At 76.6% G+C, this 13330-nt stretch carries 6 protein-coding genes; all 6 read right to left on the bottom strand.

Annotated elements, in window-relative coordinates:
* Position 1: 1 nt before the first annotated feature.
* From O7606_RS06040 to O7606_RS06065, 6 genes are read right to left on the bottom strand one after another with little or no spacing between them, the layout of a single operon-like run.
* Positions 2-2365 carry a lantibiotic dehydratase gene (locus tag O7606_RS06040; RefSeq protein ID WP_281598072.1) on the bottom strand — a complete coding sequence of 788 codons (2364 nt, stop codon included), beginning with the start codon at positions 2363-2365 and terminating at the stop codon, positions 2-4.
* Positions 2365-3420, bottom strand: coding sequence for a methyltransferase (locus O7606_RS06045; RefSeq protein WP_281598073.1), 1056 nt, complete (start codon positions 3418-3420; stop codon positions 2365-2367). The genes O7606_RS06040 and O7606_RS06045 overlap by 1 nt, the downstream gene beginning before the upstream one ends.
* A 23-nt stretch (positions 3421-3443) precedes the next feature.
* Entirely contained in the window at positions 3444-4811 is a 1368-nt protein-coding gene (locus tag O7606_RS06050) for an MFS transporter (protein ID WP_281598074.1), read from the bottom strand.
* Positions 4804-9285, bottom strand: a complete 4482-nt coding sequence (locus tag O7606_RS06055) for an amino acid adenylation domain-containing protein (protein ID WP_281598075.1) — start codon at positions 9283-9285, stop codon at positions 4804-4806. Before O7606_RS06055 ends, O7606_RS06050 begins: the two co-directional genes overlap by 8 nt.
* Positions 9282-12599 (bottom strand): amino acid adenylation domain-containing protein, encoded by a 3318-nt coding sequence (locus O7606_RS06060; protein WP_281598076.1) that lies wholly within the window; start codon positions 12597-12599, stop codon positions 9282-9284. The genes O7606_RS06055 and O7606_RS06060 overlap by 4 nt, the downstream gene beginning before the upstream one ends.
* Positions 12596-13330, bottom strand: coding sequence for a DUF6875 domain-containing protein (locus O7606_RS06065; protein WP_281599513.1), 735 nt, complete (start codon positions 13328-13330; stop codon positions 12596-12598). The genes O7606_RS06060 and O7606_RS06065 overlap by 4 nt, the downstream gene beginning before the upstream one ends.

The following is a 13330-nucleotide window of genomic DNA, read 5'->3' on the forward strand; positions in this document are numbered from 1 at the left end:
GTCAGTCGGGGCGACCCGTCGGGGCGGCGACGAAGCGCAACTCGGCGCTGTGCCGGCGACCCGCCCGGTCGGTGAGCCAGAGCTGGTCCGGGCCGGGCAGCATCTCGGTGACGGTCAGCCGGGCGTCCGGCCCGGCCACCCGCGTCGCCCGGCGGACCGCGCGGCACAGCACCTCCGCCGACGCCAGACTGTCCAGGTCGACGTGCACCGGTTTCCGTTCCCCGTCGGCGCGGACGAAGACGTGCCGGGGCAGCCCGTGACGGCGCAGCCAGGCCCGGATCCGCAGGAACCGACCGGCCTCGTCCGGGTCGCCGGCGAAGTCCAGGCCGGCGGCGGGGAAGGTCCACGACTCCCGGCTGACCACCAGCCGGTCGATGGTCACCCGGGGGCGGTGCGGCGCCGGGGAGAGCAGCCGGAAGTGCGGCATCAGGTTCGCCGCGACCAGGTCGGCCAGCACCTCCAGCAGGTCGTGGCAGGTCCCGTCACGGCGCTGCCGGACGACCAGCCGGCCATCCCGGTCGAGCACGTCGCAGCCGCCCAGGACCAGATCCCGGTCGGGGTCGTGGCCGCAGGTGTCCGGCGCGACCACCAGCCGCCGGTCGGCCGGGCCGAGCAGCCGGGGGGAGAACCTGGTGGCGCTGCCGCCCTGCCCGTCGGTGGCGGCGAGCCGGACCACCCCGTCGGGCAGGTCGGCCGTCATCGCCCGGGCCAGCTCGTCGGGCGCCGGGTGGCAGTCGACCCAACTCGCGTACCGCATGGTGTGGTAGCCGGGGTGCAGCTCACCGAGCACCCAGTCGACGTCCCCGGCGGCGACGGCCGTCAGGTCCGGCGCGGCGATCATCAGGTCGGGGCTGTGCTGGACCGCGCTGGCCCAGCCGGGCGGGCCGGCCGGGAACACCGCGGCGACGCCGTCGCGCAGGTCGGCCGCGCCGCGCCACACCCGCCGGCTCTCCCCGGGCAGCGCGAGGAGACGTTCCCAGCGCAGGCGCAGCGCCCGGGTGAGCGGACGGACCACCGGCCCCGGGTCGTCGATCAGCAGGCCCCGGGCGGCCAGCCACAGCTCGGCCAGCGGCACCGGCCCGGTCGGGCGGCCGGCGGCGAGCTGGTCGAAGACCCCGCGCAACGCCCGCCGGTAGAGGGCCGCCCCGGCGGCGGTGTACCAGCGGGCGCTGTCCAGCAGCAGGGCCAGCGGGGCCCGCAGCGCGTCCAGCGCCGCCGGGCCGATGCGCAGCGTGTCCGGCCGCCGGCACTCCTCGAAGACCAGGGTACGGCCGGCGTAGAGCTGCCCCGCCGCCCGCTGCGGAGCCGCGCCGGTCAGCTCCGTGAAGGTCGCGCCCAACGTGGCCAGGGCGTCACGGACCTTCGTCGCGTCGCCCCGGGCGGCCAGCACGGTGTCCGTCGCCGCGGCGAGCCGGTCGAAGGCGGCCAGCGCCGGTCCGCGTACGGCGGGATCGTCGACCCGGTCCACCACGGTCCGCATCGTGTCGGCGGCGCGCAGGTCGTCCGCGGGGGCCTCCAGGGTCCACGCGATCCGCCCGTCGGCGTGCAGCCGGGCCAGGGCGGCGTGGATCCGCGCCGGGTCGGTGGTCGGGGCGGCCGGGTCGGCGCGGACCGCCGCGACGACCTGCCGGGCGGTGCGGTCCGGGCGCAACGCCCGCAGCACGGCCGCCTGCGTCGGCTCCAGCGGTGTCGGCTCGGCCGACGGGGCCCGCAGGGTGTCGCCGTCCACGTCGAGCAGGGGCAGCAGCCGGGGCGTCAGCCACGGCCGCAGCGGCGGGGCGAGCGCCCGGCCGAGCGCCGCCAGCGCCCACCCTTCCAGGTGGAGGACGCGTTCACCGGGCGTGCCGTCGTGGACGGTCCGGATCGGCTCGGTCTGTGCCGGGTCGATCCGGGCCCAGCGCAGCGGGCCGAAGAAGCCGATCGTGTCGTTCTTCGCGCAGTACCGGTGCAGGTAGCTGGTGACCAGCGCCTCGGTCTTGCGGTGTCGGCCGGTGCGGGCCACGGTCTCCGGGTCGCGGCGCAACAGGGTGTCGAAGCCGGTGGTCAGCGCGGTCGGGTTCTGCCAGGCGACGGCCTCCCGGATCCGGGGGTCGGCGGCGGCGTCGCGCAGGGCCCGGGCCAGGGTCCGTTCGGCCACCCGGAACCGCGCCAGGTACCGCGCGAGCCGTTCCGCGCCGTCGGGATCAACGCCGCCGCCTTCAGGGCCGGCGCCGGGGCCGCCGGCGTGGACCGCGTCGGCGAGGGCGGCCAGCTCGGGGTCGGCCAGCGGGGCGAGCAGGTCGACAGGGAAACCGGCGGCCCGGACGACGAACCACCGCCACAGACCCCAGCCGCCGTCGAGCTCGACCAGATGCGCCTCGGGCATCAGCCGGCCAGCACCGCGGTCACCAGATGGTCAGTGTCCGAACGGGTGAGCAGTCGCTGACGTACGTCGGTGAAGCCGGCCAGGCGCAGCAGGTCGACCAGCTCGTGGTAGCCGTACGCGCGACCGCCCTGGGTGTGGAACAGGTTCAGGCTGAACATCCGGACGAACGCCTCCCCCGGCCCGGCCGGCCGGTCGGGCGCCTCGGCGAGCGGCTCCAGCAGGGCGACCCGACCGCCGGGACGCAGCGCGGCGGCGGCCCGGCGCAGCAGGGTCAACGTCTGCTCGCGCTGGTAGCCGTGCACGATGTTGAACAGCAGCACCAGGTCGTGGCCGGCGCCGAGGTCGGCGGTGAAGAGGTCGCCGGCGCGCAGCTCCACCCGGTCGGTGAGCCCGGCGGCGGCGACGGTCTCCGCGCCCTGGGCCAGGGCCCCCGCCAGGTCCACGACGGTGGCCCGGAGCTGGGGATGGGCGGTGAGGAACGCGACCGGGTAGCCGGCGTGCCCGCCGCCGACGTCGAGCAGGCTGCGGGCCCCCGCGGGCACCGGCAGCAGCTCGACGATCTCCTCGCCGAGCACGGCGGCGAGCCGGCGGAGCATGGTCTGGAAGTCGGCGAGGACGTCCGGCCGCTGCTCCAGCCAGGCGTAGAAGTCGCCGGTGGGGCCACCGGCGCGGATCGACGCCTCCAGGTCCTGCCACCAGTGGGTGAGCAGCGCGGACCAGAAGGACAGCGCCGGGGCGAAACTGTCCGGGACGGCCCGCAGCAACCAGCGGGACGTGTTGGCGCTGTTGGCCCAGGCCCCGTCGGCGCTGGTCAGATAGCCGAACCCGACCAGCGCGTCGAGCAGGATCCGCAGCCCCAGCGGGTCGCCGCCGGTACGGGCGGCGAGCTGGTCGACCGGCAGCGGGCCGTCGGCCAGCGCCTCGAACACGCCCAGCCGCAGGGCGGCGCCGACGGCCCGGAAGGAGACCGCGTCGAGCAGGTCCAGGTACGCGGCGGGGGCCGCGTCGGAGTCGAGGAAGGCTTTCGCCTCGTCCGGGCTCAACGGCACCGGCATGACAGTGGCTCCTTCGTACGGGGTCAGCGGTTGGTGGGCACGGCGCCGTCCACGTCGGACGGCTGCGGGTCGGGCGCGGGCGCGGCGGGCGCGGCGGGGATCGCGTCGGGCAGGTCGTCGACGCCGCGCAGCACCGGACGCGCCCACGCGGTGGCCGCGAGCAGCACCATCAGCGTCCCGGTGACCGCGAACACCAGGGCGATGCCCCGGCCCTCCCCGGTGCCGATCACCGCGCCGACCGAGTCGGCGAGCGGACCGTCGGGGCGCAGCAGCGGCTCGAAGATCCCGTCGGCAAGCGGCCCGGCCAGCACGTACGCCAGGGGCACGCTGGCGTCGCCGACCACCCGGGCGGTGGCGAGCACCCGGCCCAGCACGGACGGCTCGGTCTTGGTCTGGATGAGCGTCATGGTGGAGCTGTTCACGATCGGCAGGGTGAACAGGAACAGCGGGGCGACCACCCCGATCAGCCAGGCGGACGGGGCTGCGGCGTGCAGCACCAGGGCCGCTCCCCCGGCGGCGAGCCCGCCGCAGACGGCGGCGATCCGCCGGGGCGGCCCGCCCCAGGCGCCCATCACCAGGCTGCCGGCGAACAGGCCCGCGCCGCCGGCGAACATCAGCACCCCGAGGGTGTCCGCCGTGGCGAACGAGAGGATCAGCGGCTGGACCAGGACCCCGGCGATGCCGAACAGGAAGTTGTACCCGCCGAAGACCACCATGAGCTGGAGCAGGCCGGGGCGTTCCCGCAGGTGCCGCCAGCCGTCGGCGGCCCCGCGCAGCACCGGTTCGGCGGGGCCCGACCCGGCCGGTCGGGTCACCCCGGCGGGCAGCCGGACCAGCAGCAGCGTGCCGGCGGCGACCACGAAGGTGACCAGGTCGACGGCCATCACGCCACCGATGCCGATGGTCACCACCAGCACCCCGGCCACCAGCGGCGCGGCGATCTGCACCGCCCGGGAGACCTGCATCAGCCCGTTGAACCGGCCGAGGTGCCGCTTGCCGACCAGCGCCGGGGTCATCGCCTGGTAGGCGACCTGGTGCACGGTGGACGCGGCGGCGCTGAGCGCGGTGGCCAGGTAGATGTGCCACACGGCGAGCGCGTCGGCGGCGACCAGGGCGGCCAGCGCGGCGGTGCCCACGGCGGCGAGGGTGTCGCTGGCCAGCATGAGCCGGCGGCGGTCCCGGCGGTCGGCGAGCGCCCCGGCGAACGGGGCGACCAGCACCGCCGGGAGCGTCGCGGCGAGGAAGATCATCGAGAACTGGGTGACCGAGCCGGTCCGCTGGTAGACCCAGACCCCGAGGACGAACCCGGTGAGGCTCGACCCGATCAGCGAGACGAGCTGCGCCAACCAGATGGCGATCCAGCGGGCGGCGGGCACCGGACGGTCAACCATGGGCCCTCCCGGGCGGCGGATCGAGCAGACCGGCGGTCACGAACCCCGCCAGGTAGGTGTGCAGCAGCTTCTCGTCGGCGGGCGGACAGACGATGCCGGCGGCGGCGAGCGTCGACTCGGTGCCGGAGCAGTCGAAGTCGGGCTGCACGCGGACCGGGGTCGCCGCGCCGAACAGCGGGGTGAACCCGGCCAGGGCGGCGTCCGGCCGGGCCAGCAGCGCGGCCCGCCAGCGCGGGTACGTCGTCAGCTCCACCGGGTAGCCGAAGCTGGTCAGCGCCTCGGCCAGCGCCGGGTAGCCGATGGTGCGGTTGTTGTAGTAGTGGTGGTCGCCGGTGGATCCGGCCCGGGTGAGGTGCCCGATGCCGGCGCCCACGTGGTCCACCGGGGCGAGGTCGGCCGGGTCGTCGAGGTCCGGCACCGCCCCGAGCTGCACGCAGGTGACGAGGAACCGGCTGAAGAAGTCGTCCGGGTTGCCGACGCCGGTGCGGGCGTCCCCGGTGATCCGGGCCGGCCGGTGCACGCTGACCGGCAGACCCCGGTCCCGGGCGGCGCGGACCAGCGCGTCGGCGACCCACTTGCTGGCGTTGTAGCCGTCGTGCAGGCCGGCGCAGTCGTCCGGGACGTCGCCCTCGCGGACCAGGGCGCCGGTGCGCGCCGGGGTGACGAACACGCCGAGGGTGGAGACGAAGTGCACCGCGCTGGGCCGCGCCACGGTGGCCAGTCGCAGCACCGCGAGGGTGCCGTCCACGTTGGCCGGCCGCAGCGCCCGGTACGGCCGTACGAAGTCGACCAGTCCGCCGTTGTGCACGATCGCGTCGACCCGGGCCCCCAGCTCGGTGAAGGCCGCTTCGGTCAGCCCGAGCCGGGGCGCGCCGAGGTCGCCGGGGACGCCGACGAGCCGGTCGGCCCACTCGGGACGCCACTGCCCGTACCGGACCAGGTTGGCGCGGACCCGGTCGACGGCGGCGGCCGGGGTGTCCGCGCGGACCAGGCAGCACACGGTGGCCGGGGTGTGGGTCAGCCAGTCGGCGAGCAGGTACGCGCCGAGGAAGCCGGTGGCCCCGGTGAACAGCGCCGTGCGCGGCGGGGCGGGCGGCCCGCCGCCGGGCACCACCAGGTCGTCGGCGCGGCGGGCCTCGGCGCGCAGCAGGTCGGCCTGGTCCGTGGGGTCCGGTCCGTCGCCGTCGACGATCGCCGCCAGGCCGGTCAGGTCGGTGGCCCCGAACAGCGCCCGCAGCGGCAGGTCCACGCCGAGGGCGGCCCGGATCCGGCCGACCACGGTGGCCGCCAGCAGCGAGTGCCCGCCCAGGTCGAAGAAGTTGTCCCGGCGGCCGACCGGGCCGACGTCGAGCAGGTCGGCCCAGATGCCGGCCAGGGTCCGCTCGGTGGGGGTGGCCGGCGGCTCGTGGGCCGGCCGGTCGGCGTCCTGCGGAGCGGGCAGGGCGGCCAGGTCGAGCTTGCCGTGCCGGTTGGTGGGCAGCTCGGGCACCCGCACGAACGACGACGGGACGAGATGCTCGGGCAGCCGGCGGCGCAGCGCGGCCCGGGCGGCCGGCCCGTCCGGCGTGTCGTCGTCGCCGACCAGGTACGCCACCAGGCGCGGCCCGACCGGGTCGACCACCACCGCGGCCCGGCGCACCCCGGGCAGCGTCGCGCAGGCCACCTCGACCTCGCCGATCTCGATCCGGTGCCCCCGGATCTTGACCTGCCGGTCGGTGCGGCCGAGGAACTCCAGGGTCCCGTCGGCGCGGTGCCGGGCCAGGTCGCCGGTGCGGTAGAGCCGACCGCCGGGCGGCCCGAACGGGTCCGGCACGAACCGGGCCGCGGTCGCGGCGGGCTCGCCGAGGTAGCCGCGGGCCGGGGCGACGCCACCGACGTACACCTCGCCGGGCAGCCCGATCGGCACCGGCCGCAGCCCGGCGTCGAGCAGGTGCGTCCGCACGTTGGGCACCGGGCGGCCGATCGGCAGCCGGAGCAGGCCGGGCAGCTCGGCGGCGTCCACCGTGGCGTACGTGGTGGCGCAGACGGTCGCCTCGGTGGGCCCGTAGTGGTTGTGCAGGGTGACCCGGCCGCCGGTAAGTCCCGCCCAGCGGCGCACGGTGGCCACGTCGACGGCTTCGCCGCCGACCAGCACGGCCCGCAGCGGGCCGGGGTCGACCGTCCCGGCGGCGGTCAGGTCGTCGACCCAGCGGGCCCACAGCGGCGCGGCGGTGTCGACCAGGGTGAGCCGGTGGGTCCGGCACAGCTCGGCCAGCGCGGGGCCGGTGATCGCCGCCGGTTGCCGGTGCGTCACCACGGTCGCCCCGCTGACCAGGGCCGGGAACAGGTCGCCGACGGAGGCGTCGAAGCTGAGCGGCGGCAGCATGAGCAGCCGGTCCCCGGGGCCGATGCCGTGCAGGTCGGCGAAGGCCAGGGCCAGGTTGACGGCGGTGCGGTGGCTGACCGCCACGCCCTTGGGGGTGCCGGTCGAGCCGGAGGTGTGGATGACGTAGGCGAGCTGGTCGGGGTGGACCGGCCCCGGCCCACCGACGGCGGCTACCGGCCGGCCGGGCCCGTCGACGGCTACCGGTTGGCCGTGCCCGTCGACGGTCAGCAGGGCGCCGTCGTACGGCGGGTCGTCCGGTCCGTCGGAGGGGCCGGCCAGGGCGGCCGACAGCTCGGCGGGGGCGAGGCAGACGGTGACCCCGGCCGAACGCAGCAGGGCCCGCAGCCGGGCCGGCGGGTGGGCCGGGTCCAGCGGCAGGTAGCCGCCCCCGGCCTTGAGGATCGCCAGGACGCCGGTGACGGCGGCGCGACCGGCGGCCAGGGCGAGGCCGACCGGCTGGTCGGGACGGACCCCGAGCTGACGCAGCCGCCGGGCCAGCCGGGCGGCGTCCGCGTCGAGCCGGCCGTAGCTCACCGGCGGCCCGGCGGGGGCGTCCGGGCTGGCGTCGACCAGCGCGGGCGCGTCCGGGTCGGTCGCGGCACGCGCGGCGACCAGCTCGTGCAGACCGACCCCACCCGGGTACCCGCGCCCGGTGGCGTTCCAGCGGGCCAGGTCACGCCGCTCGGCGGGGCCGGCCAGGTCGAGGGTGGACAGCCGGCGGTCCGGCTCGGTGGCCACGGCCCGCAGGACCGTCCGGAACCGGTCCACGAACCGGGCCACGGTCTCCTCGTCGAACAGGTCGGTGCGGTAGTCGACCACCCCGGTCAGGCCGTCGGGCCCGGTGGCCAGGGCGACGGTGAGGTCCAGCCGGGCGGTCTCCCGGGTCGTCGGGACGGCCCGGACGTCCAGGCCGGCGCGGGACCCGGTGACGTCGGCCTGGTTCAGCACCAGCATCACCTGGAACAGCGGGTTGCGGCCCAGGTCACGGGGGACCCTGGTGAGCTCCACGATCCGCTCGAAGGGCAGCTCCGCGTGCGCCATCGACGCCACCACGGTGTCCCGGGTGCGGGCCAGCGCCTCGGCCATGGTCGGGTCGCCGGACAGGTCGGTCCGCAACGGCAGGCTGTTCACGAGCAGGCCGACGATCTCCTGCTGGGCGGCGTCGGCGCGCAATGACACCGGGGAGCCGACACAGACGTCGTCGGTGTCGGCGAGCCGGGCCAGCAGCGCCGTCAGCGCCGCCAGCAGAAGCTGGAACCGGGTGACGCCGGCCTGCCGGCCCCGCGCGTCGAGCGCCGCGGTGAGGCCGGCGTCGACGGTGAAGCCGTGGGTGCGGCCGGCGTAGGTCGGGGTGGCCGGACGGGGCCGGTCGGTGGGCAGGTCGAGCAGCCCGGAGAAGTCGGCCAGCCGGTCCGCCCAGAACGCGCGGGCCCGGTCGGCGCCCCCGGCGGCCAGCCGGTCGTGTTGCCAGACCACATGGTCGGGGAACTGGGTGACCGGCGTCGGCGGCGACGCCGCCACCCCGGCGCGCCGCCGGTGGTGGCCGTCGAGCAGCGCGGTCAGCACCAGGTCGAGGGAGCGTTCGTCGGCGACGATGTGGTGCGCGCCGACCACCAGCAGGTGGTCGGTCGGGCCGAGCCGACCCAACCGGACCCGCAGCAGCGGCGCGCGGCCGAGGTCGAAGCCGGTCTCGCTCTCCTGGCGGACCAGGGCGGCCACCGCGGCGTCCCGCCCGTGGGCCGGCACGCCGGTCAGGTCGTCCCGCACGATCCGGCACCGGACCGCGGGCGCGGCGAGCACCTCCTGCTCGACCTGGCCGTCCCGCTCGACGAACCGGGTCCGCAGGGCCTCGTGCGTGGCGACCAGGTCGTCGACGGCGGCCTGCAGGGCGTCCGGGTCCACCGTCCCGCCCAGCCGGAGCGCCTGGGTCATCACGTAGAGGGGGCTGCCCGGGTCGAGCCGGTCCAGGAACCACATCCCCTCCTGCATCGGCGACAGCGGCACCCGGGCCCCGGGGGTCCGCCGGGGAATGCCGGGTCGGACGCCCGCGCTCAGGCCACGCCGGGCCATGAGCTCCCGGATCAGACGTTCCCGTTCGGTGACGCTCACGACCCACCGTCCAGCAGCAGCGCGCGCAGCTCGTCCTCGGAGAGCCCGGCGACCTCCTGCCGCAGCGCGGCCACCGCGTCGACGTGGCCGGCAGCGGGCTCGGCGGCGCGTAACGCGGCGGCCAACGTGGCGACCGTCGGATGTTGAAACAGCAGCCGCACCGGCACGTCCATCTCCAGGGCCGCGCCGAGCCGGCTCACCGCCCGGGTGCCGAGCAGCGAGTGCCCGCCGAGCCGGAAGAAGTCGTCGTGCGCGCCGACCGGCCCGGCGTCCAGCACCTCCGCCCAGACGTCGGCGATCAGCCGCTCGACCGGGTCACGGGGGGCGACCCGGTCGACCCGGGGGTCACCCCAGGTGGGCGCGGGCAGGGCCGACCGGTCGACCTTGCCGTTGCCGTTGAGCGGGAACGCGGCCAGCGGCGTCACCGTCGCCGGGACCATGTACCCGGGGAGCCGGTCGACCAGGGCGGGCCGGACCCGTTCGGGCACGGTGGCCGGGTCGACCCCGGCGGCCGGCACCACGTACCCGACGAGCCGGGTGTCGCCGTCCGCGCCGGTCCAGGTGGTGACGACCGCGTCGGCGACGGCCGGCTGCTCGCGCAACGCCGCCTCGATCTCCCCCGGCTCGATCCGGAAACCGCGCACCTTGACCTGGTGGTCGACCCGGCCCAGGTACTCCAGCCGGCCGTCGGGCCGCTGCCGGGCCAGGTCGCCGGTGCGGTAGAGCCGACCGCCGGGCTGGCCGGAGAACGGGTCGGGCAGGAACCGCCCGGCGGTCAGCGCCGGCCGACCGTGGTAGCCGCGGGCCACGCCCGTCCCGCCCAGGTACAGCTCGCCGACCACGCCGACCGGCACCGGCTGGAACGCCTCGTCGAGCAGGTGGACCCGGGTGTTGGCGATCGGCCCGCCGAGGTCGACGGGGGCCGGGGCGGGCGGCACGGGCGTCGCCGTGGAGTAGACGGTGGTCTCGGTGGGGCCGTAGCAGTTCCAGACGGCCGCGCCGTCGGTGAGCAGCGCGTCGGCCAGGTCCCGGGGCAACGCCTCGCCGCCGGAGATCCGCAGCCGCACCGAGGGCGGCACGCCGCCGGCGGCCAGCAGCATCCGCCAGGTCGCCGGGGTGGCCTGCAGGACGGTGACGCCCTCGCCGGCCAGCCGGCGACGCAGCGCCGGCCCGTCGGCGACCTCGTCCGCGCCGACGACCAGCAACGCGGCCTGCCGGACCAGCGGGGCCAGCAGTTCCAGCACCGAGATGTCGAACGACAGCGTGGTGATCGCGGCGAACCGGTCGTCCGGGGTGAGGTCCAGGTCGGCGGCGAGCGCGGCGACCAGGTTGACCACCGCGCGGTGCGGCACGGCCACCCCCTTGGGCCGCCCGGTCGAGCCCGAGGTGTAGATCAGGTAGGCCAGGCCCTCCGGGTGCGGGGCGACCGACGGCGACGGCGCCTCCGCATCGCCGACCACGCCCGCGCCGGGTTCGTCGAGGTCGTCGAGGAACAGGACGGTGTCCGTGCCGTCGAGGGCCCCGCCGAGCCGGTCGTACGTCGCGCGACGGGTCAACAGCACGGACGCGCCGGAGTCGGCGAGCATGAACCGTAGCCGCTCACCCGGCAGGGCCGGGTCCAGCGGCAGGTAGCCGGCGGCGGCGGCCCACACTCCCAGCACCGCCGCGACCAGCTCCACCCCCCGGTCCAGGCAGACGCCGACCGGGGTGTCCGGGGTGACCCCGGCGGCGGTCAGCCGGGCGGCGATCCGGTCGGCCCGGCGGCGCAGCCCGGCGAGGTCGAGCTGCCCGTCCGGGCCGGTGACCAGGGGCCCGGTCCCGGCCGGAGGGGCGGGGATCAGCTCCCGCACGGTGGCCACCGGCGGGACCGGGCGGGCGGTGTCGTTCCACTCGACCAGCACCCGGTGGCGTTCGTCGCCGGTGAGCAGCGGAATCCGGGACAGCGGCCGGTCCGGGTCGGCGGCGGCCACGGTCAGCAGGGTGGCCAGATGCCGGCCGAACCGGTCCACGGTGGTGGCGTCGAACAGGTCGGTGTCGTACTCGAAGGCCAGCCGCAGGACGCCGTCGGCGAGCCGCTCGCCGACCAGGGTCAGGTCGAACTTGGCGCTGCCGCTGTCCACCTCCAGCGCGGTGGCGGCGCAACCGGCCAGCCGGAACCCCTGGTACGGGGCGTTCTGGAGGATGAACTGCGCCTGGAACACCGGCGCGTGGGCCAGGCTGCGGTCCGGTCGCAGCTCCTCGACCAGCTTCTCGAACGGCACGTCGGCGTTGCCGAGCCCGGCCAGGGTGGCCTCGCGGACCCGACCGACGAGTTCCCGCAGCGACGGTGACCCGGCGGTGGAGACCCGCAGCGGCAGGGTGTTCACGAAGAACCCGATCAGCCCCTCCAGGTCGGGGTGGCCGCGGCCGGCGACCGGGGTGCCCACCACGATGTCGTCCTGCCCGCTGTGCCGGGACAGCACCGCCTGGAAGCCGGCCAGCAGAATCATGAACAGCGTCGCCCCGGCCGTCCGGGCGACCTCCTCCAGCCGGCCGGTGACGTCGGCCGGCAGGGTGAGGTAGTGCGCCGCGCCCCGGTACGCGCGGTTGGTCGGGCGGGGCCGGTCGGTGGGCAGGGTGAGGCGGGTCGGGGCCCCGCGCAGGTGCTCGCGCCAGTGGTCGAGCTGCCCGCGCAGGGCGTCGCCGGCCAGCCGGTCGCGCTGCCAGACGGCGAAGTCGGCGTACTGGGTGGGCAGGTCGGGCAGCCGCGCCGGCTCGCCGGCCCGCGCCGCCGCGTACCCGGCCGCCAGCTCGTCGAAGAGCACCCCGATCGACCAGGCGTCGGAGACGATGTGGTGCAGGCAGAACGCCAGGTGGTGCCGGTCGGGGCCGGTCCGGACCACCAGGGTCCGCAGCAGCGGCCCGGTGGCCAGGTCGAACGGCCGGGCGGCCAACTCCTGGACCAGGCGGGTCGCCTCGGCGGCCCGGTCGGCCGCCGACCGGCCGGTCAGGTCCACCTCGACCAGGTCCGGCTCGCCGGGCGGGTGGACCACCTGCGTCGGCTCCCCACCGGACTCGGCGAAGGTGGTACGCAGCGTCTCGTGCCGGGCCACCACCGCCCGCAGGGCGGTCCGCAGCGCGGTCACGTCCAGCGGTCCGCGCACCTGGAACGCCACCGGGATGTTGTAGACCGCGCCACCGTCGGTGAACCGGTCCAGGAACCAGAGCCGCTGCTGGCCGAAGGAGGCCGGGCGACGGCGCGGGGCGCGGGCCCGCTCGGCGAGCAGCCGGGCCAGCAGCGCCCGCCTGTCCTGCGCCGCTTCCGAGGTGGTCATCGGTCCCCCTGGTTGACGGGCTGGCGCGGGGTCGGCACGTCGACGGCGGCTTCCGGCAGGTCCAGGCCGTGCCGGCGGGCCGCCACGGCGACCTGCCGGCGCAGCGCGGCCGGACCGCTGTGCGCGAAGTGCCGCAGATAGCCGGCGAGGGTCACCGGATCGTCGGCCAGGAACGGCAGGTCACTGGCGACCATGTGCCGGACCACCAGCATCGGCACCGGGCTGCGCAACGGCCGGAACGTCTGGTTCCACAGGCCGCCCTTGGCCGGCGGGCCGTCGTGGAACTCGCCGAGCATCAGCCCCTGCTCGGTGTAGGCGGGCTTGAGGCGCTGCTGGGTGCGGTCCACGACGTCCCGGGCCACCTCGGCGGGCAGGTCGGGCAGGGTCAGCAGGATCGTCTTGAACTGGGCGGCGGGGCCGTCGTGCGGCTCCAGCCGACGGAACCAGTCCCGGTGCACGGCCAACGCCCCGTCCAGCTCGGCCGGGTCGATGTCGACGCCCCGCTGCACCGCCAGGTAGAAGATGTCGCGGTCGAGCGACCCCTGCGCGTACGGGCAGACCGGGCCCTTGCGGCCCAGCTCCGGGTGGGGCGCGCAGAGGTACTCGCGGGCCCAGTCGACCACCGACCGCAGTTGCCCGACCGCGCCGTCGAGCAGCGGATGCGGTTGCTCGGCGTGCAGGTCGGCCTCGGTGAACAGGGTCTGCGCGGGAAACAGCGGATGGGTCAGCAC

Source organism: Micromonospora sp. WMMD882 (assembly GCF_027497255.1).
In the GTDB taxonomy this organism is placed as follows: Bacteria; Actinomycetota; Actinomycetes; order Mycobacteriales; family Micromonosporaceae; genus Micromonospora.

Coding starts and splice junctions, on each gene's coding strand:
- O7606_RS06040 (WP_281598072.1), bottom strand. CDS start 2,365: ATGCCCGAGGCGCATCTGGTCGAGCTCGACGGCGGCTGGGGTCTGTGG.
- O7606_RS06045 (WP_281598073.1), bottom strand. CDS start 3,420: ATGCCGGTGCCGTTGAGCCCGGACGAGGCGAAAGCCTTCCTCGACTCC.
- O7606_RS06050 (WP_281598074.1), bottom strand. CDS start 4,811: ATGGTTGACCGTCCGGTGCCCGCCGCCCGCTGGATCGCCATCTGGTTG.
- O7606_RS06060 (WP_281598076.1), bottom strand. CDS start 12,599: ATGACCACCTCGGAAGCGGCGCAGGACAGGCGGGCGCTGCTGGCCCGG.